At 50.2% G+C, this 21,661-nt stretch carries 12 protein-coding genes; 9 read left to right on the forward strand and 3 right to left on the reverse strand.

Going from position 1 to position 21,661, the window contains the following annotated elements; translation table 11 throughout:
• The first annotated feature begins 38 nt into the window (after nucleotides 1-38).
• Both H8730_RS01955 and H8730_RS01960 read left to right on the forward strand, forming a co-directional pair.
• Nucleotides 39-3,167, forward strand: coding sequence for an alpha-mannosidase (locus H8730_RS01955; protein WP_177719661.1), 3,129 nt, complete (start codon nucleotides 39-41; stop codon nucleotides 3,165-3,167).
• Between the two features lie 69 nt (nucleotides 3,168-3,236).
• Nucleotides 3,237-3,815, forward strand: coding sequence for a DUF305 domain-containing protein (locus H8730_RS01960; protein ID WP_346726538.1), 579 nt, complete (start codon nucleotides 3,237-3,239; stop codon nucleotides 3,813-3,815).
• Nucleotides 3,816-3,885: 70 nt separating this feature from the next.
• On the opposite strand, the gene H8730_RS01965 is transcribed toward H8730_RS01960, so the two are convergent.
• Nucleotides 3,886-6,630, reverse strand: a complete 2,745-nt coding sequence (locus tag H8730_RS01965) for a transglycosylase domain-containing protein (RefSeq protein WP_177719662.1) — start codon at nucleotides 6,628-6,630, stop codon at nucleotides 3,886-3,888.
• Nucleotides 6,631-6,808: 178 nt separating this feature from the next.
• Between H8730_RS01965 and yunB the strand changes: the two genes are divergently transcribed.
• Nucleotides 6,809-7,519 carry a sporulation protein YunB gene (yunB, locus tag H8730_RS01970; protein WP_177719663.1) on the forward strand — a complete coding sequence of 237 codons (711 nt, stop codon included), beginning with the start codon at nucleotides 6,809-6,811 and terminating at the stop codon, nucleotides 7,517-7,519.
• An 81-nt stretch (nucleotides 7,520-7,600) separates the two neighbouring features.
• Nucleotides 7,601-8,260, forward strand: a complete 660-nt coding sequence (locus tag H8730_RS01975) for a YigZ family protein (protein WP_177719664.1) — start codon at nucleotides 7,601-7,603, stop codon at nucleotides 8,258-8,260.
• 58 nt (nucleotides 8,261-8,318) lie between these two features.
• On the opposite strand, the gene H8730_RS01980 is transcribed toward H8730_RS01975, so the two are convergent.
• Nucleotides 8,319-8,639, reverse strand: coding sequence for a DUF6514 family protein (locus H8730_RS01980; RefSeq protein ID WP_177719665.1), 321 nt, complete (start codon nucleotides 8,637-8,639; stop codon nucleotides 8,319-8,321).
• Between the two features lie 280 nt (nucleotides 8,640-8,919).
• Between H8730_RS01980 and H8730_RS01985 the strand changes: the two genes are divergently transcribed.
• The 5 genes from H8730_RS01985 to H8730_RS02005 all read left to right on the forward strand — a co-directional run bounded on the left by H8730_RS01985 (nucleotide 8,920) and on the right by H8730_RS02005 (nucleotide 19,211).
• On the forward strand, nucleotides 8,920-9,648 hold the full coding sequence (locus tag H8730_RS01985) for a YebC/PmpR family DNA-binding transcriptional regulator (RefSeq protein ID WP_177719666.1): 729 nt from the start codon (nucleotides 8,920-8,922) through the stop codon (nucleotides 9,646-9,648).
• Complete coding sequence (locus H8730_RS01990; RefSeq protein ID WP_177719667.1) at nucleotides 9,611-10,684, forward strand: hypothetical protein; 1,074 nt, start codon at nucleotides 9,611-9,613, stop codon at nucleotides 10,682-10,684. The genes H8730_RS01985 and H8730_RS01990 overlap by 38 nt, the downstream gene beginning before the upstream one ends.
• A 267-nt stretch (nucleotides 10,685-10,951) precedes the next feature.
• Nucleotides 10,952-11,395 (forward strand): hypothetical protein, encoded by a 444-nt coding sequence (locus H8730_RS01995; protein ID WP_177719668.1) that lies wholly within the window; start codon nucleotides 10,952-10,954, stop codon nucleotides 11,393-11,395.
• Nucleotides 11,396-11,919: 524 nt separating this feature from the next.
• The gene (ileS, locus tag H8730_RS02000) at nucleotides 11,920-15,039 is read left to right on the forward strand and encodes an isoleucine--tRNA ligase (protein WP_177719669.1); all 3,120 of its coding nucleotides are present in this window, start codon (nucleotides 11,920-11,922) and stop codon (nucleotides 15,037-15,039) included.
• Nucleotides 15,040-17,258: 2,219 nt separating this feature from the next.
• Nucleotides 17,259-19,211 (forward strand): right-handed parallel beta-helix repeat-containing protein, encoded by a 1,953-nt coding sequence (locus H8730_RS02005; RefSeq protein WP_177715959.1) that lies wholly within the window; start codon nucleotides 17,259-17,261, stop codon nucleotides 19,209-19,211.
• Nucleotides 19,212-19,296: 85 nt separating this feature from the next.
• On the opposite strand, the gene H8730_RS02010 is transcribed toward H8730_RS02005, so the two are convergent.
• Entirely contained in the window at nucleotides 19,297-21,612 is a 2,316-nt protein-coding gene (locus tag H8730_RS02010) for an InlB B-repeat-containing protein (protein WP_177715957.1), read from the reverse strand.
• Between the last annotated feature and the right edge of the window lie 49 nt (nucleotides 21,613-21,661).

Here is a 21,661-nt window from a genome sequence, read left to right on the forward strand (position 1 = left end):
ATAAATTCATAAAATGAATTTAGGAAAGGGGCAATCGGATGTTCTATACAGAGGAAAAATTCGCATGTCGAGTGAGAGAATTGGAGGACCGCCGGTACGTGGATATGGTTAGCATCGCGCCGATGACGGCGATGGAGGGGACATTAGGGGCTGATGCCGTATACCGTTCTATGCCTGCCCTCATTCAAGGCGGAACACTGAATGTGGGAGATTCTTTTCAAGGCCGCGACCGCTATCTGTGGGTGCAAAAGAAGGTGGTCATGCCACAAGCCCGTGAGGGGTACGAAGTCGTGGGGCGGTTCGATTTCGGGAAGACGGGAGGCGGACATAACAGTGGATTTGAATCGCTATTATATGTCAATGGTCACCCGTATCAGGGGGTCGATACGAATCATCCGGATGTTGTATTTCAGAGCTATCAAGGCCAGGAGACGGAACTGACCTTTATGCTGTGGACTGGCCTGGAAGGAGGGGGACCCAGGAGAGAACAGCACCATCGCTTTTCCAGAGCGGAGATAGGCTATCTCCACAAGGCGGCGGATCAATTCTATTATTATGCGAAAGCGATTGCTGAGACCATCCAGCTGCTGGAAAAGGACCGCTGTGAGCGCTATGAATTGATGAGGGCGCTGGATAAGGCACTCATGGCGGTGAATTGGGACGTGGATAAATTTCATGGCACTGTGGAGACCGCACTCTCAGTTCTGCTGGATGAACTTGGAAGGCTGGACAAGCGGAGCGATGTCACCGTTCACTGTGTCGGGCATACACATATTGATGTGGCGTGGCTTTGGAGATTAAAGCACACGAGAGAGAAAGCCATGCGTTCCTTCAGCACCGTTCTCAGATTGATGGAGGAATTTGACGAATATGTTTTCCTCCAGTCGCAGCCACAGCTGTATCGGTATATCCAAGAAGATTGCCCGGAGCTTTTCGCTAAGATCAAGGAAAAGGTGAGAGAGGGAAAATGGGAAGCGGACGGCGGCATGTGGCTAGAGGCTGATTGCAATGTCACGTCCGGAGAAAGCCTTGCCAGACAGTTCCAACACGGAATTCGATATCTCAAAAAAGAGATGGGCGTCACCTGTCAGTATCTGTGGCTTCCCGATGTTTTCGGCTACAGCTGGGCATTGCCACAGATCATGAAGCTCTGCGGCCTCAAAACCTTCATGACGACGAAAATCAGCTGGAATCAGTTCAACACGATTCCGAACGACTTATTTTGGTGGCGTGGGATGGATGGATCGGAGGTTTTGGCGTACTTTATCGAGGTGCCAAACGATGGCGCTAGCTTTGACAATCGGTACTCCACCTACAATGGCTATCTGAATCCACACAGCGTGATAGGCAGCTGGAAGAAATTCAAGAATAAAGAGATTAGCCATGATACATTGATCTCCTACGGATATGGCGATGGCGGCGGCGGTGTCAACCGGGATATGCTGAAGATGCGCCGTGCCATGGATGCGATCCCGGGACTGCCCCATGTAGAAACCGGGACGGCGGCTGGCTTTTTCGATACGATACACCGGGATGCCAGCGCTGCGGGGGAGGAAGTGGCAACGTGGGACGGAGAGCTGTATCTTGAGTACCATCGCGGTACATATACGACCCAAGCCCACAATAAAAAGATGAATCGCCTATTGGAATTCAAGCTTGCACAGGCGGAATGGCTGTCCTCCATGGCGTATCTTTCGGGTGGCATCTATGAGGGCGATGCGCTGTATGACTGCTGGGAAACTGTGCTCAGAAATCAATTTCATGATATCATCCCGGGTTCTTCCATTCGGGAAGTGTATGAGGACAGCGCGAAGGAGTATGCAGAGACACTACAGCAGGTGGAGCGCCTGGAGTCGGAGGCACTGAATAGCTTATCCCAGGCGGATGCGCGGGCATTTACCGTGTATAACTTCTCCAGCTTCCCTCGGAAAGACCTGGTGAGGATTCCTGTCTCCCATGGGTTTGAGACCTATACCGATGCCCAGGGGCATGTACTTGAGGCCCAGGTGGCCGATGGATTTGCAGAAGTTTTCGTTTCAATCAAACCTCTCTCCTGTGAAACTCTCCATTGTATCTCCGGGCAATCCCTGAAGGGCGACTCTTGGTTTTCTGTCGATCTGACGGGGAGAAGGTTGGAGACCTCCTACTATGAGATCGCTTGGACAGAAAATGGCGCGCTGAGCCGGATCTATGACAGAGAGGAAGATCGCCAGGTCTTAGCGGAAGGTGGCCGCGGAAATATTCTTGAAATTTTTGAGGATAAACCCATAGCCCACGATGCCTGGGACATTGATATTTTTTACACACAGAAGAGGGAAGAAGCGACCTTGATCGAGCCGGTGCGCGTCGTCGAGAGTGGACCTTTGAAGGCGGTGCTAGGAATGGTCTACCGTTACAACCGCTCTACAATCTGTCAGAGGATGGTGGTGTACAGGGATAGCCGCCGCATCGACTTTGAAACGCAGGTGGATTGGCACGAGGACCATAGGCTGTTGAAGACCGCCTTTGAGACGAATATCCGCAGCACGAAGGCTACGTATGATATCCAGTACGGCCATGTCGAGCGCCCGACACACTTTAACACCAGCTGGGATTGGGCGCGATTTGAGGTGGTTGGCCATAAATGGGCGGATCTGTCGGAGGCTGGGTACGGTGTCAGTCTTCTGAACAATTGCAAATATGGGTACAATATCAAGGACCGCACCATGAAACTGTCGCTGCTGAAGAGCTCTAAGAGCCCTGACACGGAGGCGGATATGGGAATGCATTCCTTTACCTATTCCCTATATCCCCATGCTGGCGGCCTTTTGGAAGGCGGGACAATAGAGGCGGCCACGGCGCTGAACCTGCCTCTGATCTGGGCAGAGGGAGGTTCGCTAGCCGCAGGGCGGCAGATCGTCTCCCTATCGTCAAATCAGATCTGCGTCGATGCGGTTAAAAAGGCGGAAGAGGAGGATTGCCTTGTGCTGCGTGTCCACGAGTGCCATGGCGGCAGGGCGCCGGTGACGATCACATCAGATTATGGCATCCAGGCGTTCGCGCTGTGCAATATACTGGAGGAGGAGCAGGAGGCATGGCAAACGGGAGATAGAATCCAGACAGTGCTCAAGCCCTTTGAGATCCGAAATTATAAAGTCAAATTTTCGCAGATGAAGTCTGGTAAATAAACGGAGCAGGCCTGTCACAAGTCCCTCTTTTTGCTCATAGACTAGTGGTGAGAAAGGAGAGGACGAAAAATGATGCATCATCAATGCGAATTCAGTCACGTTACAAAGAAGTATCTTACCCGTTTTTATGAAATCCTGGACGAAATGGTTTGCGGTATGACGGATGCGAAGCTGGAGGACAGCATCTCCCATAATTTTATTGTCCAGATGGTCCCTCATCATAAAGCGGCCATCGATATGTCATACAATATCCTGCAGTATACAACGTTTGTCCCCCTGCAAAACATCGCCTCCACTATTATAACCGAACAGATGCACAGTATTGAGAATATGATGTGCGCGCTGGACCGGTGCAGCGCACTGTGTAGTTCGGAACAGGATTTGTGCCTTTACCAGCGCAGATTTGATCAAATTGCAGAGACCATGTTTTGCGAGATGCGAACCGCTTGTGCCACTAATGACATCAATGCCAATTTTATGCGGGAAATGATTCCTCACCACCGGGGAGCACTTCGGATGTGCGAAAATGCCCTGCGGTTTTCCATCTGCCCGGAGCTTGATCCGATTATCCAGGCGATTCTCGTATCCCAGCGCGCCGGGATACGAGAGATGGAACGTTTACTGCGATGCCTTGGCGCTTGCGCCTAAACAAAAGGAACGCCGGTCGTCCAGAGACGATTGGCGTTCCTTTTGTCGTCCACCGGAAGGCGGACTCTGATCAATGCCGCGATTCCTCATTAGGAGAGGAGGAATCGGAGTGAGCCGGTGTGGACGGTGTCGCGCTGTTTGAAGGTGAAGAGGAAGTGTTGGATTCGGAGCTGGAATCGCTTTCCTCGGGCCACCACGGCGGCAGAAACGGGAGATCGGGAATATTGCTGCTGTTATTTTGTTGCTCATACCATTCTTTCGTGTGGATATTGCATTGGACATCGGAGGAGGAATCATCGGGGGTCTGGCCAGCGGGAAGCTCGTCGGCAAAATCCTGGATCTTGCCGTAGTCATCCGGGTTGATGGCTTCTAGCTGCTCCGCGGTCCGTTGGATGAAGATTTTTGTCTCGATCAGGTCCTCCGGACAATACTCCGTTGGCGGCAGCCCGCTTTCCGTACAAACAGTGACTGCCACATGGGTCTCGCAGCTGTCCGTGGGAACCGTGCCACTGGCAAAATACTCAGAATAGGCGCAGCCGGCCTCCTCGCAGAGGTCCGTGGCCAGCAAACCAGATTTTTTGCAGACCCGGGCCTGCACGATTCCATCGGGCTGGTCGAAGGTTTTGGCCTCTAAGCCCTCATGGATAGCTCCCATAACCTTGCCCCAAATGGCAATCTGGAAGGATCGCTTCAGCGTGCGGGACTGAGTATCACCGTCGAAATCCCGGTAAACATTTTGATCGAAACCCGTCCAGATGGCGGCGACATAGTAAGGCGTATAGCCGGCAAAGACTTGATCGTTTACCTCGGAGGTGGTCCCTGTCTTTCCCGCGATATCCATGCTCGAGCTAAACCGCGCCGCTGTTCCAGTTCCACCGTTGGCGCCTTTCACCACGTCGCGCATCATATCGGTCAGCAGCCAAGCGGTGGTGGGTTTAATGACAGCATGGCTTTCCGGTACATTTTCCAGGACGAGATTGCCCTCACTGTCCTCCACTCGGGTGTATAGGATCGGTTCGATGTAGACGCCTCCGTTGGCGATGGCGCCATAGGCGGCAGTCAGCTCTAGGTTTGTCACCTCCGCCGCGCCGAGACAGAGGGAGGGAACCATTTTGTCATCGGTCAGTGTTGAAAAGCCAAAGTTTTTTGCATACTCGAAATTCGTCTGCACGCCGGTTTCCAGCATGGCTTTCACGGTGACAATGTTCATGGATCGAGCGATACCTCGCCGCACGTTGCTGAGGCCCTCATAGGAGTTGCCCCACCAGTTGCCGGGAGACCAGTCCCCGTAGGTGAAGGGGACATCATCAAAGACGGATGCGGCAGTGATCGTCCCTGTATCCAGCCCTGCCGCGTAGGAAGCGATAATTTTGAAGGTTGAACCAGGCTGCCGCTCTGCATCGACCGCGCGGTTAAACACACGGTTCTGGGTTTTCTCCCCGCGTCCACCGTACAGGGCCAGAACGTGGCCGTTGTGATAGTCGATGACGCTCATGCTGGCCTGGGGCTGAGGGACGATCTCGGTCCGTTCAGCATAGTCCTCCCCCACCTCAGCGCCTTCCGGCAGCTTCATCTGTTTATACTCTTCAATGGCGGCCAAACACGCCTCCTCCGTCCTGTGAAGTTGGACGAAAGAGTAGTTGTCTGCCAGTCCCATATTGTCAGGCTCCTTTTCGTCAAAGACGGTCAGATAATATGTGACCTGATAATACGGCGTGGTCGCGGAAAATGTGCTGGCATCATTTAGGATGGAGTCCACCTTTTCTTGAATGGAGGCATCCTGCGTGATATAGATCTTAAGTCCGCCGTAGTTTAGCTTATTGGAGGCTTCGGAGCTGGTCATGCCCAGCTTGTTGACGAAATCCTCCTGCACCTGATCCAGCACGGCGTCCACAAAATATGAATAGACATCGTCATTGCTCTGTTGATAATCATCGTTGAGCTGTACAATCCTATCAAAAACCGGATCCGCCAGGGCCTCCTGGTACTCCTCCTCGGTGATCAGTTCCTGATCCCGCATACGCCTTAGAACCAACTGCTGGCGCTGTTGGCTCTGTCCGTTTTTATTTGTGATGGGATCGTACCGGGTGGGGGCATTGATGACGCCAGCCAAGATCGCTGCCTCTGACAAGGTCAGGTCCTTGCAGCTTTTGTTGAAATATCGATTGGCCGCGGCCTCCACACCATACGTCGAATTGCCTAGATTGACAAAGTTTAAATACTTTTCCAAGATCATATCTTTAGCGCGATCATGGCCATATTCCTGCGTTAAATCGTATTCCAGACGCAGCGCCAAATACCATTCCTGAATTTTGCGCGTCCAGTTTTTATCGGTGGTCAGGGCCAGATTCTTGATCACCTGCTGCGTGATGGTACTGCCGCCCTCAGCGGAATCACTGGCTTGAAGATTCACGACCCCGGCGCGAAGGATCCCCTGGATGTCAATCCCGTTGTGTTCATAAAATCGAGAGTCCTCCACGGCAACCACTGCTTTCAGTAGGTTCTCAGACATCTCCTCGATGGGAATATAGACGCGCTGAGTTTCGGTCCGTATCTTGTTGATTTCATTTCCATCCTGATCATAGATGTACGTGCTCAGCTTGTCGATCTCTAACGAGTCCATGGTGATATCAGGGGCCGTATCGATAATTCCCATAAAGCCGCCCAGCAGGATGCCCGCCAGGGAAAAACCGCAGACGAGTACGCTGACGCAGGCAACTCGAAGAATGTTGAGCCAGATCCTCGAATAAATCTTATCTGGATGCTTGCCCTTATTCCACTGCCGCTTTCTATTGGAATGTTTGCTATAATCCATTGAAAACCTCCATTCATTGCAACGCCAAATGCAAAGGCCATACAATCACTCTACGGGCTATTATACCAGAAGACTAGGGAATAAAAAAGGTGAATCCATAAAAAAAATATTAAATTTGAATGAAAATGCGGTGAAGATGCATATAGTGGAGTAGTGAGCGATGGCGGGAGGGACGGGAATGGCATCCAGGGATTGGGGAGCGGGTGCGCATAAACGGGGGCGCAAATCGAATCATGCTGCCTGGAAATGGCGGATTCTTATACTGGGGCTTATTTTGGCGCTTGGCGTCTTACTTCTGCGGCTGTATCGCAATATCGTTCCATCCATTGTCTCAGCGGCCAAAGTGCTAGCGGAGAGTACCGCCACTGACATCATGAACGCTGCCATGGGAGAGGCCTTAGCGCAATACAGCGGTACGGCGGAGGATTTAGTGGTATATTACCGGGATACGCAGGGCAATATTGTTGCCTGTGGCGTCGATACGGTTGCAATTAACACCATCTCAACAGTCACGCTCAATGCTATGAATGCGGCCTACAGCGAGGCCGGGGATCTCACGCTGTACATCCCTATGGGACAAGTGACTGGAAATCCGCTGCTGACAGCGTTTGGACCGGATATTCCTGTAAAGCTGCGGCCTATTGGGAACTCGGGGATCAATTATCATCAGGAATTTAAAGCTGCCGGGATCAATCAAGTCAATCACCGGGTGTGGTTGCAGATGGAGTTTATTATTCAAATTATGGCGCCACTGATCACCGACGAGCTGAAAGTCACGCAAGATTTTGTGTTGGTGGATCGCACCTTCGCAGGGGAGGTTCCCGATGCGTATCTGCAATTTCCACAGGATGGCAACGGGTATGAGCCAACGAAGCTGCCAGTATCGTAAAAAGCTTGCAAACCTGGAACGGGAAGGCTATAATAGAAGTTGGGTTGACATTTTACATGGAGATAAGAAAGGATGTACCTTATGGAATACAGTACCATCTGCCGGCGCAGCTTTGCGGAGATCACGGAAAAAAAGTCGCGATTTTTGGCGCAGGCCATTCCGGTTGAATCGGAGGAGACGGTTCGGGAAGCCTTGGAGGAGATTCGAAAGACGTATTGGGATGCCCGCCATCATGTTTTTGCCTATCGAGTTGGCGTACAGACCGTGACGGAACGTTTTTCCGATGATGGAGAACCGGCGCGCACAGCGGGACTTCCTATTTTGAATGTGATCAAGGGAGCCAATGTTCAAAATACGTTGATCGTGGTTACCCGCTATTTCGGCGGCACGCTTTTGGGAACCGGCGGTTTGGTCCGCGCCTATACACACTCTGCCAAGGCCGCATTGGAGGAAGCACGTATCATGAAAAAAGCTACCTATGTGCGATACACACTGTCTATGAGCTATCCTTTTCTGGGCAAGCTCCAGTATGGCCTGACAGAAGCTGGCTATGAGATTGAGGCAATCGAGTATGAGGATCTCGTTTCAATGCAGGTACTCGTTCGGGAGCCTGACACCCCGCGTTTCGAACATGTGGTCAGTGAGCTCAGCGACGGAAAGATACAGCCGCTGGAGTCGGGACGAGAATTGGCCGCAAAGGTAGACTCCCAGTGGGTATTTTTCCCATTCCCGAAGGATTAAAAAAAGGAGCGGTAGAAACGGTCTCATTACAGACGGCTTCTATCGCACCTTTTCTTTCTCATATACATGCGGCATCCAGCGCATCATTGGAGGCCGTATTTGTTAAATCATCCATAATATCCTTCAGGCCAATGGGTGTAACTTTTCCGCTGATGAATAGATTCAGGAGGGAAATCGCCTTGTCCATGCTGGCGTCCTCCAAGAAAATCTGATCGCTTTCTTCTAGAATCGGTTGATTCTCTATGCTCTGTGTTTTCACGATTCGTATGCCATAACATGGGCGGCTATTCTGGGTATCTTTCAATAGATAATAGTGTAAGACAAATTGGATTTCTTGCTCATGGACATATCGTGTTCCCTCCAAACAAGACGTTTTCATAATAAAACCCTCCTGAATTGTTATGTACCCGTGCTCACCCGTCTTTTTATGCGAATCCCCAGTCGCATCATTTGCTTGACAGCAAATTCTAGCAAAATATTCCATTTTCGATTTCTTATTATAGCACTGTTTTACTAAAATTACCAGATTAAAAATACCGCAAGTTTCGACAGATCATGTCGAATTTTGTCGAAACGGGGGCAATGGGGAAAGGGCTTGCTATTTTAACGCAAAGATGATAGAATAAATTTTGTAGAAGATTGCTAAGGAGAGATCGTGTATGTCAGGACATTCTAAATTTGCGAATATTAAACATAAGAAAGAGCGGACCGATGCCAAAAAGGGAAAAGTCTTTACCAAACTGGGGCGAGAGATCGCCGTCGCTGTAAAGGAGGGGGGATCAGACCCATCCGTCAACGGCAAGTTGCGCGATGTCATCGCAAAGTGCAAGAGCAATAACATGCCAAACGATACCATTACCCGCAGCATTAAGAAGGCGGCCGGGGAGGATTCCGGAGTGGTCTACGAGGCGATTACGTATGAGGGGTATGGGCCCGGGGGCGTCGCGGTTATTGTGGAATGTTTGACGGATAATAAGAATCGGACGGCTGCCAACGTGCGGCACGCGTTTTCTAAGAGTGGTGGCAATATGGGCACCACGGGGTGTGTGTCTTTCATGTTCGATAAGAAGGGTCAGATTCTGGTTGAGCTGGCGGAGGGCATGGATGAGGAAGAACTGATGATGCAGGCACTGGAAGCCGGGGCGGAGGACTTCAACTCGGACGTTGATACCTGTGAAATCATTTCGGCGCCGGAAAATTTTTCTCAGGTGCGGCAGACGCTGGAGGAAGCCGGTATCGAGATGCTGGAAGCGGAGATTACCATGATACCGCAAACGATGACGGAAGTGAAGGATGCCACCATTATTGCGGGAATGGAAAATTTATTGGATATGCTGGAAGATGATGACGATGTTCAAAATGTATGGCATAACTGGGAAGAGGAATAGGGCCTTCCCGAAGATTTTTGCTTGGATCGGTGGATTGATCTGCCTTTTGGGGCTGACCTCGTGCAATCAAATCAGCGGAAAGGACGCAGAGAGTGAGGAAGCGTATTTACAGAAAGCGGACTCAGGAGCGCTATCCTCGACTGCTTACGAGGAGACCGTGACGATCCCGGAAGGGGGCATCACGTTTGTCATTCCGCAGGATTGGCAATATGAGCAGCGCCAACAGGGCTACCTCAATATCCGGCCGGTGGAACAGAGTATGGTGGAGCTGTCTGTGCGTTGGTTCTATCGGACAGGATCCATCCAGGAGTATCAGGAGACGTTAAAACAGGCGTGGAGAGAGGTTGTCAGTGACTTTGACGAGACGCTTGATGTAAAGCCATCCAGTATCGGGGCGCTGAACGGATTTGTCATGACCTTTCAGCAGAGCAGTGACGATTACAAGGCGGTTTGCTATCAGGATTATACCCTGTGGGACAGCGCGACACAGATGTACTACAATATTCTGTTTGTTGGAGCGCAGGAGGACTTTGAGAGTAAGGCAGAGGCCGTGGAGGCTATGCTGGATTCCTTTGTGATCACTCCGCCGGAGGCGCCATCGACCCTGACATATTCTGATACCGAGCTGGGAATCTCCTTTTCGTATGATGGGAAATGGAGGCTTTTGGATACCAGCACTGTGACCATATTGGCGCCAGATCTTCTGAGCACCATCAGCTTGGAGTGCACACAAAGCCAGGAGACTCTCTCCAACGACGCGATTATGGAGGAAGCGAAGAAGATGATTCTGGAGTCCACATCCAATCCGAGTGATATCCGATTGGAGCCGGTGACGATCTTAGGATATGATGGGATTCGGGGTAATTTTGCTTCGGAGTACCAAAGCTACGAGGGTATGGCTGAGGCAATGTACCAATTTTATATTTTTTATGGGGAGGGAATGCGCTACTATCTTGTCTATGCGTCTACCCCGGAGCAATTCGATATATACTTACCGGAACTGGAGCATGTGATTGAGTCGCTGACGCTGGCATAAGCTTTTGAGATGCTACGAGCGTGGCAATGGAAAATGAGTGAGGAGCGTTTGCTTTTCGCTTATTTTTTATCCACTACTAAATATGAGAATATAGGTATATTTGCAAACAAAATTTACATTTACAAAGATAAATTGTACAATTTGACATGACCTATTGACAAAAGTAGGTCTGCGTTGTATTTTATGTATAAAATCTATATGATATGGTCGGCGATGTAAAAATCAGTACGGCGGAACGACAAAAATAACGCATAAGGAAAATTTCTGATGAAAAAGATAATCGGAATCGTCTGCACAGTATGTCTTGGTATTGCGGCTATCATGGGGATTGTGTGTTGTACCAGCAAAACTGTCAAGCTCAGCGGCCACATCACTGAAAATGGGACAACAGCGGAGGGGAATATTCTGGTTGAGCATAAGCGATACAATTCGCTGTTTGGCTTCCAGAATATAAAGGGAGGAGTCTCCGTCTGTGGAGAGGACCAGGATGAAGATTCGATTCACTATGATTTTTTTGGCCCTGTTTTTAAAGCGGAGGACTGGTATATGACGTCTGTCAATCGATATTGCGGGGAATTAAATCACTTTGTGTTTGGCTCTTTCTTTTTCGACAGTGATATGAGAAATGTTGTTTTAATTACGGACGAGCTGGAAGTTATTGCAGCTGAGGACGATTTTTATGAGCGCATCAAAAATGTGATTGCAAATTAATCGGCGTGACGAATGCGATTCTGAGTTGCCTGCGGGGCTAGTGTAAAAAATAAGCTCGATCGCTTATTTTTTACACGGCCATTTGTGCCGGAGCGTCACAAATTGTCGTGGTGGCAGAATTGCCCCGTCGCTAACGCCCCGGAATGGAGATTAATATGGCAGTAAATTTTCAGAAAATCTTGACAGAGCCAGCCTGCATCTGCTATAATAACAACCATTAGAAAAGGCTTTGATGGAGACATAGGATCGTGCCGTTTATGCGTTTACAGAGAGTTGTCGGTGGGTGTGAGACAATGGCGCTGGCAGATTTCATCCCTCCGGAGCCTTTGCCCGGAACCTCGCAGAGAAGTATGGGTTAGACGGTATGCCCCGTTATCGGCAAGGGTTTTGTTAGAGACCTTTGAGTTGGCCTGCTATGCCGGGCAAACAGGGTGGTACCGCGGAGTTGTCACGTCCCTGCAGAATACGTTTCTGCAGGTTTTTTTATTGATGCAGTGAAGTTTGAACAAAAGGAGTGTATCAGCATGTATGACAAAGTGTCTCCCGATTTAAAATTTGTTGAGAGGGAGCAAGAGGTCCTGTCCTTTTGGGATCAGGAAGAGATCTTCAAAAAAAGCATTGCACAGCGCGAAGGCGGCCCTGTTTTTACTTTTTATGACGGACCGCCAACGGCAAACGGTAAACCCCATATAGGGCATGTCCTGACACGCGTGATTAAAGATCTGATTCCCCGGTATCGCACAATGAAGGGCTACAAGGTGCTGCGCAAGGCAGGGTGGGATACCCATGGCCTTCCGGTGGAACTGGAAGTGGAAAAGGCGCTGGGATTGGACGGGAAAGAGCAGATTGAAGAGTATGGGATGGAACCGTTCATCGAGAAATGTAAGGAAAGCGTCTGGAAATATAAAAGCATGTGGGAACAATTTTCGGCGCGGGTCGGGTTTTGGGCCGATATGGAACATCCATATGTGACGTACGAGAATGACTATATCGAGTCCATATGGTGGGCGCTAAAGAAAATGTTCGATGAGGGACTGTTGTACAAGGGGCATAAAATTGTTCCCTATTGTCCTCGCTGTGGGACGCCTCTGTCCAGCCATGAGGTGGCGCAGGGCTACAAGGATGTGGAGGAAGAGACCATATTTGTTCGCTTCAAAGTGAAGGGCGCGGAGGATGAATATTTTATCGCCTGGACGACGACGCCTTGGACGCTGCCTTCCAATGTTGCGCTCTGTGTCAATCCGCGGGAGACCTATGCCAAAGTGCGCTATGAGGGCGCTCATTACTACATGGCGGAAGCGCTACTGGATTCTGTGATGGGCGAGGGATATGAAATCGAGGAGACCTTTACCGGCAAGGATTTAGAGTTCATGGAATATGAGCCGCTATTTCCCTATGCGAAGCCCGATAAAAAAGCTTGGTTTGTCACATGTGGCGATTATGTTACACTCAGCGATGGTACTGGCATTGTCCATATCGCGCCGGCTTTCGGTGAGGATGACGCGCAGATCGGTCATCGGTATGACCTACCGTTCGTTCAGCTTGTGGACGCGAAGGGCGCTTTTGTTGGTGGAACGCCTTGGGATGGAATATTTGTGAAAAAGGCGGACCCAGACGTAATCGAAGCGTTGAAGGCGGAAGGCAAGTGGTTTAAGTCCCTTCGCTATACACATTCCTATCCACATTGTTGGCGTTGTGATACACCTCTTCTGTACTACGCGAAGGATACCTGGTTTATCGCCATGACGAAGGTGCGGGATCGTCTGTTGGCAAATAATAAGACAGTCAACTGGCTGCCCAAAAGCATCGGGGAGCGCCGGTTTGGCGATTGGCTGGAGAATGTCATCGATTGGGGTGTCTCCCGCGACCGGTATTGGGGTACGCCGCTCAATATCTGGGAGTGTCCCTGTGGACATCGCCATGCTATCGGCAGTATCGCGGAGCTGAAAGAATTAGGCGATGATGTGCCGGACAATATTGAATTGCATCGTCCCTTTATCGATGCTGTCTATTTGACATGTCCGCATTGTGGTCAAAAAATGAAACGGGTGGAGAATGTCATCGACTGTTGGTTCGATTCTGGAGCCATGCCATTTGCACAGTGGCACTATCCGTTTGAGAATGAGGAGACTTTTAAGGAGAATTTTCCAGCGGATTTTATCAGCGAGGCTGTCGATCAAACACGAGGCTGGTTTTATTCTCTTTTAGCGATTTCCACGGTTCTTTTTGATGAAGCTCCATACAAAAATGTAATTGTGTTGGGGCTTGTACAGGATGAGGATGGACAGAAGATGTCCAAATCCAAGGGGAACGCGGTGGACCCGGTAGAGGTCCTGGATAAGTTCGGGGCTGATGCGATTCGCTGGTATTTCTACACGAATAGTGCGCCCTGGCTTCCCAATCGTTTTTATGATGAGGCGGTCTTAGAAGGTCAGCGGAAGTTTATGGGTACACTCTGGAATACCTACGCCTTCTTCGTCTTGTATGCCAATATTGACAGTTTTGACCCGACGCAGTATGCGTTGGAGTATGATAAGCTTTCCATCATGGATCGGTGGCTGCTGTCGAAGCTGAATTCCCTGATTGTGGCGGTGGATTCGAATCTGGAGCAGTATCGCATCACTGAAGCAGCAAAAGCTTTGGATGATTTTGTCGATGAGTTGAGCAACTGGTATGTTCGCCGAAGCCGGGAACGCTTCTGGGGAAAGGATATGCCGCAGGATAAGATCAACGCGTATATGACTCTGTACGAGGCATTGGTTACCTTGGCAAAGCTGTCTGCACCTTTCGTACCATTTATGGCAGAACAGATTTACCGCAATCTTGTGGTGAATGTGGATAAATGTGCTCCTGAGAGCGTGCATCTCTGTCTCTTCCCGGAGGTAAAAACAGGGTGGATTCTTCCAGAGCTGGAGGCGAGCATGGAGGAAGTGCTCAAGATCGTTGTGGAGGGGCGCTCTTGCCGGAATACAGCTTCGATTAAAAACCGTCAGCCCATTGGAACCATGTATGTGAAGGCGCCGGGAGAGGCACTGCTGCCGGAATATCAGGCCATTATTGCGGAAGAACTGAATGTGAAAGAGGTGATTTTCACACAGGATGTTCGCAGCTTTACCACGTATAGTTTTAAGCCTCAGCTGCGGACCGTGGGGCCTAAATACGGAAAGCTTGTTGGCAAGATTCGGCAACTGTTATCCGAGGTCGATGGAAATGAGGCGATGGATCAGCTGCGATCTGGAAAGCCTTTGACATTTGACATCGATGGGCAAGCGGTGGAGCTGTCGGAGGAGGACCTTTTGATTGAGTCTGCGCAGAAGGAGGGTTTCGTCGCAGAGACCGAAGGCGAACTGACAGTTGTTTTGGATACGAATTTGACCGCAGACTTGTTGGAAGAGGGATTCGTTCGAGAGATCATCAGTAAGGTCCAGACGATGCGCAAGGAAGCTGGTTTTGAGGTTATGGATCATATCTGTTTTGCGTATGGCCACAATGAGAGGATTACCAGTGTCGTAAACCGAAATCAGAAGGCGATTATGGAGGAAGTGTTGGCGGATTGTGTGCAGGCGGATGTGGAAGAAGGTTTCTATGAAAAAGAATGGAATGTCAACGGCGAGACGGTGACCTTTGGCGTTCGGAAACAATAGTTCTTATATCGCCCAATCTCATTATGGGATCGGGCGATTTTTTTAACCTAAGCTGAGAGGTGGACCTGATTCCGAAGAGCCGAAGGTTCTTTCAAAGTTTGCGAAGGCGAACGATTATGCTGAGCAGGTGCTAGAAGTCGAGAAATGGCGGGTAGAGGAAACTGGGGCAAAGGGGAGATAAAGTGATTGGAAAGGCAAAGGTTGTTGGCTGGCCGGCGTGCAAAAGAGAGGAAACGAGGCGGGAACAGGGGACAAGGCTGGGAAAAATGAACGCCGGAGGAGGAAGATAGAGAGAAAGACCGGCGTGCAAAAAAGAGGAAAAGAGGCGGGAATTGGAAACAAGGCGGGGAAAAATGAACGCCGGAGATGGAGATAGAGAGAAAGACCGGCGTGCAAAAAAATAGGAAACGAGACGGGAGCAGGGGACAAGGCTGAGAAAAATGAACGCCGGTGTTGGAGATAGAGAGACAAGCCGGCGTGCAAAAGAGAGCAAACGAGACGAGAACAGGGGACAAGGCTAGGAAAAATGAACGCCGGAGGAGGAAGATAGAGAAAAAGACCGGCGTGCAAAACAGAGGAAAAGAGGCGGGAATTGGAAACAAGGCGGGGAAAACTGAACGCCGGAGATGGAGATAGAGAGAAAGACCGGCGTGCAAAAAAGAGGAAACGAGGAGTGAACTGGAAACAAGGCGGGGAAAACTGAACGCCGGAGATGGAGATAGAGGGAAAGACCGGCGTGCAAAAAAGAGGAAAAAAGACGAGAACGGGGGACAAGGTTGGGAAAAATGAACGCCGGAGGAGGAAGATAGAGGGAAAGACCGGCGTGCAAAAAAGAGGAAACGAGAAGGAAGCAGGGGACAAGGCGGGGAAAACTGAACGCCGGAGGAGGAGATAGAGAGACAAGCCGGCGTGCAAAAAAGAGGAAACGAGACGAGAACAGGGGACAAGGCTGGAGAAAATGAACGCCGGAGGAGGGGGATAGAGAGAAAGGCCGGCGTGCAAAAAATAGGAAAAGAGACGGGAGCAGGGGATAAGGCTGGGGAAAATGAACGTCGGAGATGGAGATAGAGAGAAGGACCGGCGTGCAAAAAATAGGAAAAGAGACGGGAGCAGGGAACAAGGCGGGAGAAACTGAAGGCCGGAGGAGGAGATAGAGAGACAAGCCGGCGTGCAAAAATAGGAAACGAGACGGGAGCAGTGGACAAGGCGGGAGAAACTGAAGGCCGGAGGAGGAGATAGAGAGACAAGCCGGCGTGCAAAAAAAGAGGAAACGAGGCGAGAACAGGAACAAGGCGGGGGAAAATGAACGCCGGTGTTGGAGATAGAGAAAAAGACCGGCGTGCAAAAAAGAGGAAACGAGGAGTGAACAGGAAACAAGGCGGGGAAAAATGAACGCCGGAGGAGGAAGATAGAGGGAAAGACCGGCGTGCAAAAAAGAGGAAACGAGGAGTGAACAGGAAACAAGGCGGGGAAAAATGAACGCCGGAGATGGAGATAGAGAAAAAGACCGGCGTGCAAAAAAGAGGAAACGAGGAGTGAACAGGAAACAAGGCGGGGAAAAATGAACGCCGGAGATGGAGATAGAGGGAAAGACCGGCGTGCAAAAAAGAGGAAACGAGGCGAGAACTGGAAACAAGGCTAGGAAAAATAAACGCCGGTGTTGGAGATAGAGAGAAGGACCGGCGTGCAAAAAAGAGGAAACGAGAAGGGAGCAGGGGACAAGGCGGGGAAAAATGAACGCCGGAGGAGGAGATAGAGAGACAAGCCGGCGTGCAAAAAAGAGGAAACGAGGAGTGAACAGGAAACAAGGCGGGGAAAAATGAACGCCGGAGGAGGAAGATAGAGGGAAAGACCGGCGTGCCAAAAAGAGGAAAAAGACGAGAACAGGGGACAAGGCTAGGAAAAATAAACGCCGGAGGAGGAAGATAGAGAGAAAGAGCGGCGTGCAAAAGAGAGGAAACGAGACGAGAACAGGGGACAAGGCTGGGGAAAAATGAACGCCGGAGGAGGAAGATAGAGAGAAAGACCGGCGTGCCAAAAAGAGGAAACAAGGCTGGAGAAAATGAACGCCGGAGAGGAAGATAGAGAGAAAGACCAGCGTGCAAATAAATAGAAAAAGAGATGGAGAAAGTGAACTAAATATCTTGACATTTCTGTATAAAATGGTACTATAAGGGGCGATCCACCAAATCTGATGCTACATTGGGAGGTAGATAAAGATGAAGACATTTTTTGTTTCACCAGTAGGAAATGACAAAAATGTAGGGACAGAGCGGGAGCAAGCATTTTATACGCTCACGCGCGCGCGCGACGCCGTTCGGCTGGCAAAACAATCGGATGAGTTCGATGGAGCATGTATCACAGTACTCAGTGGCAAATATTCAATGGCGCAGGGGCTACACCTGGACTGGCAGGATAGCGGTACTGAAGAGGCGCCCGTCATTTGGAAGGGAGAGGGGAAGCCGATATTTTCTGGTGCGATATCCATACAGGGCTTTCAGCCTGTAACAGACCCAGAGATTTTAGCGCGACTCCCGAAAGATGCGGCTCCCTTCGTTGTGGAGTGCGACTTGTTTGCACAAGGGGTACGGGACTTCGGTGTCTTTCGGAGCCGGGGAGGCGGTTTTACACTGCCCTCCCATATGGAGTTCTTTTATAAGAATCAGAGACAGACTCTCGCAAGGTGGCCCAATGATGGCTTCACACGAGTTGCAGGCTTAGTTCCGGGCCACATCAATACCTATGAGGAGCATGGGCATGAGCAGCAAGGTTCTGATACACATTTCTATTTTGAAGAGGATCGCCCGCTTCACTGGAAACATCCGGAAGAGGTGATCTTACATGGATATTGGTCATGGGATTGGGCGGATCGATATATCAAACCAGTGCATTGGGATATGGAGAAGCACATTGTGGAAGTGGAAAGCCGGGTTGGAACTTATGACATCCGTACCAATGCTAGATTTCGGTATATTAATGTCTTAGAAGAACTCGACTGTCCAGGAGAATGGTACGCGGATCGTCGAAGTGGAAAATTATATTTTTGGCCGCCAGATGCATTTGAAGAGGGGTATGCAGAAGTGTCCATGCTGGAGGAGGCATTTCTTACCCTCGATCATGTCAGCCATGTGGCGTTGGAAGGGCTAGCCTTCTGTTCGGGGAGAGCGACGGCAGTGGAAATCCAGGGCGGTCATCACATAGCGCTGCGCGATTGCCATTTTTACAATCTGGGCAGCAGCGGTGTCAACGCTGTGGATACGACGGAGACCCTTTTGGATTCCTGTTCATTTGCCAATATGGGCGACGGGGGGATTACGATCTCCGGCGGGGACCGAAAGACGTTGACGCCTTCCGGCAACCGGATCACCAACTGTGATATCCACCATTTTGGAGAGTGGTCTCGCTGCTATTGTCTAGGAATCTCGCTGAGTGGGGTGGGAATTCGAGTCGATCACAATTCCATCCATGACGCGCCGCAGGAAGCGTTGCATTACCATGGAAATGATCATATTATCGAATACAACGACTTCTATAATCTTTGTCAGGACGCGGACGATTCGGGAGCGACTCACACGGGCCGTGATTGGACACAGCGAGGAACCGTGCTGCGGTACAACCGAGTCCATGGCGTTCAAAACCTAAGCAACGCGGATCGAAAGGTCGGGATTGTTGGTATCTATCTTGATGATTGGGCTAGCGGGCAGATTGTGTACGGTAATCTTTTTGAAGATGTTTTTATGGGAGTGATGGTGGGCAGTGGGCGCGACAATCTTTTAAAACAAAACGTATTTGTCAATTGTCACCGTGCCATAAGCTTTGACGCAAGAGGACTGACATGGGCACAATACTACTTTGACGGGCGAACGAATACGCTATTCGATCTGTTGGCAGAGATCGCGTACGAGGACACGCCGTATCTACAGCGATACCCACAGCTCGCATCTTTGCTGGAAGACGAACCAGTACTTCCGAAACATAACGCTTTCCTGGAGAACAAGGTCTGGGGCTGTGAGACCTGGATTCGCTTTGTCGATGGAATGTCAGAAGAAATTTTGCTTCTAAAAGACAATGAAATTCTTCCGGAAGCACCGTCGGGATGGCAACAGCGGACGGACCTGTATCCGGCGTTAACGGCAGGTAGCACTTTAGATCAAAATAGGAAGACAATCTGAAGACATACATTTAAAAGTCCCTCCTATCCGGCACAATACCTGATAGGAGGGACATTTTCAGATGTGCAAAGCACAGGATAAAGCTTTATTCAGCTTTTCTTCTTTTGTGGTAAACCGTAATTCCGGCAATGCAGGTTCCAGACACAAGCAGCAGAGCAAACCAAAGCCACATTATGCTGCTATCGCCGGTGTCTGGATTGGTTTCACCGGGATTTGTCGGATTGGTGGGCTGAGTCGGATCGGTTGTGTTGCCCGTTGCTGGAATCTCAACGGCAGCCTTCTTGTAGCCGCAAACCTCACATTCTTCATGCTTGCTGCCCTTTTCAGTAGCAGTCGCTTCCTTGTCTACCACCCACTTGAAACTGTGAGCTGTCGTGTCAGCCTTGTCACCGCAGTATGAGCACTCATGCCAGTGCTTGTCGGCATTGCGGCTCCATGTGGTTGCATAGTCGTGACCAAGAGACGGAATGACAACGCTGTTGTGATTTGGGTCTGCAAGCCACTTGCCGCAGCTGGAGCAGGTCCAATATGCGATGTTTCCGGCCTCGGTGCAGGTGGCATCTTTGGGTTCAACCTTTATCAAGTGATGTCCCTTGGCGGGCATTGTGCCGCCGCAGACGGAACAAGTTGCGGAATTATCGCAGGTCGGCTGGTTTACCGACGCGCTGTGATCGCACTCTGTCCAGTGTGCGTAGATGGTGGTGTTTTCGCTGAACTCGGTGTTCTCGGTGACCTGTGTGCTGTCCTCAATCTCCATGTACCAGCCGTCAAAGATGTAGCCGACACGGGTGGGAGTGGGCAGAGAGGTCAGCTTGCCGTCCGCACCAGTGGTCAGCGATGTCGTTTCACATTCACCGCCGTTGGCATTGAGTGTGACGAAAATCAGTTTTGCCGTTCGGGTAATGTCTTTCTCGACATTCACGGCATAGCCGATGGTAACGGTTTCACTGTAGGCTTCGTAACCTTTCACCTCGGCAATATCCAGCGTATAAGTGCCCATCAATACTTGCTTGCCGAAATTGTATTCGCCGTCCGCATCTGTTTTAGCAGTGTATTTTACCTCATTGTCCTGAGAAAGCGTAATCGTAACATTGGCACTGCCGTCAACCAGCTTGCCGTGCAGGTTGGATTTGAAGTTTGGCACTTGACAATCAGCCTCGGCGAGAGTTACAGGAGTGAGACTGGCATTATTTGTAACCCTACCTGTGTCGGTATTCGACACTTTGACCTCGGTGCTATGGCTTACCTTGCAATTTGTGACCGTTATTTTTGCATCATAGCTGTCGCTATATGGACGATACAACGGGTCTGCATAGGTGCCTCCCTGAATGCTGTCACTGTAAACTACGCAGCCCTTTAAGGTTGTATTTATATAAGAATCACATGTGCCGATCAAGCCGGCCGCCGCATAGGCTGCCGACGTGATCGTTCCTCCCACCATGCAGTTTTCATAAGTATCCGCCAAATTTAAACACTCGATCATACCAATCAGACCGCCGGTTCTGTAGTTGGTGCAGGTAACATTTACCGCCGCAGTGGAAAAGCAGTTATAGACACCGAACGCATTTCCCGCACCGACGGTCATGTTATAGTAGTCCTTATAATAATCATACACATCGCCGAACGCTCCCACAAAACCACCGGTGTACATTTTGGTTGCGTCACCGCCGACATTGATACTTCCACCCTGCACGGAGCAGTTGGAAATGTGGCAAATATCCGCATAGGCCACCAGACCGGCGGCATAACCGAAATTAGTCGGCTCGCCGTTTTGGGTGACGGTACAGTTCACCACAGAGATGTTTTCAAAGCTGGAAGCGACGGCAGTACCGGCAACGACAGCGGCATAAATATCCCGCTCGCTTTCGGGTTTAAGCCCATCAGAAACCGTTGCTGTACAGTTTTCAAAATAGAGATTTTTGATGTGTGCATGGATTAACTGGCTGAAAAAGCCGGCTTCATACTGCTGGCTTTTATATTCGTTGTTTCCCGGATTTGCGGATTCAAAGAAATTCTGATTCAGTTGCAAATTGGAAATCGTATATCCAGCACCGTCCAGTGTGCCGCAGAAGCTGAAAGGAACCCAGTCCTCCACATCGGACATATCAATATCCTTGGTCAGTTTGAAGTAATACCCGTGATAGCTGCCAAGACCGCAATCGTCCACTTTATCCAACTCGGCACGAGCATAATCATCCAAACTGTTAAGATATTCCTGCAATGCAAGGATATCTTCTTTGCAGGAGAGCAGATACGGGTCTGCTTCGGTACCGCTGCCGCCGCTGTAAGTGGGGGCGGTGGAGGGATCTGCCGCAAACGCCGTTATAGGCATAAGCCCCAGCACAAGCGCACAGCAGAGCAGGATACTCAGCAGCCTGTGCAGTTTCTTTTTCACTTTCATAAGAAATCCTCCTTGTTTCTTTCCGGCATTTAACCCGTTAATTTATCCT

The sequence above is a fragment of the Bianquea renquensis genome, from assembly GCF_014384895.1.
Lineage (GTDB): Bacteria > Bacillota > Clostridia > Lachnospirales > Bianqueaceae > Bianquea > Bianquea renquensis.

Bases quoted from the DNA above. Each gene is read 5' to 3' on its own strand.
- H8730_RS01955 (WP_177719661.1), top strand. From the start codon at position 39: ATGTTCTATACAGAGGAAAAATTCGCATGTCGAGTGAGAGAATTGGAG.
- H8730_RS01960 (WP_346726538.1), top strand. From the start codon at position 3,237: ATGATGCATCATCAATGCGAATTCAGTCACGTTACAAAGAAGTATCTT.
- H8730_RS01965 (WP_177719662.1), bottom strand. From the start codon at position 6,630: ATGGATTATAGCAAACATTCCAATAGAAAGCGGCAGTGGAATAAGGGC.
- yunB (WP_177719663.1), top strand. From the start codon at position 6,809: ATGGCATCCAGGGATTGGGGAGCGGGTGCGCATAAACGGGGGCGCAAA.
- H8730_RS01975 (WP_177719664.1), top strand. From the start codon at position 7,601: ATGGAATACAGTACCATCTGCCGGCGCAGCTTTGCGGAGATCACGGAA.
- H8730_RS01980 (WP_177719665.1), bottom strand. From the start codon at position 8,639: ATGAAAACGTCTTGTTTGGAGGGAACACGATATGTCCATGAGCAAGAA.
- H8730_RS01985 (WP_177719666.1), top strand. From the start codon at position 8,920: ATGTCAGGACATTCTAAATTTGCGAATATTAAACATAAGAAAGAGCGG.
- H8730_RS01990 (WP_177719667.1), top strand. From the start codon at position 9,611: ATGTTCAAAATGTATGGCATAACTGGGAAGAGGAATAGGGCCTTCCCG.
- H8730_RS01995 (WP_177719668.1), top strand. From the start codon at position 10,952: ATGAAAAAGATAATCGGAATCGTCTGCACAGTATGTCTTGGTATTGCG.
- ileS (WP_177719669.1), top strand. From the start codon at position 11,920: ATGTATGACAAAGTGTCTCCCGATTTAAAATTTGTTGAGAGGGAGCAA.
- H8730_RS02005 (WP_177715959.1), top strand. From the start codon at position 17,259: ATGAAGACATTTTTTGTTTCACCAGTAGGAAATGACAAAAATGTAGGG.
- H8730_RS02010 (WP_177715957.1), bottom strand. From the start codon at position 21,612: ATGAAAGTGAAAAAGAAACTGCACAGGCTGCTGAGTATCCTGCTCTGC.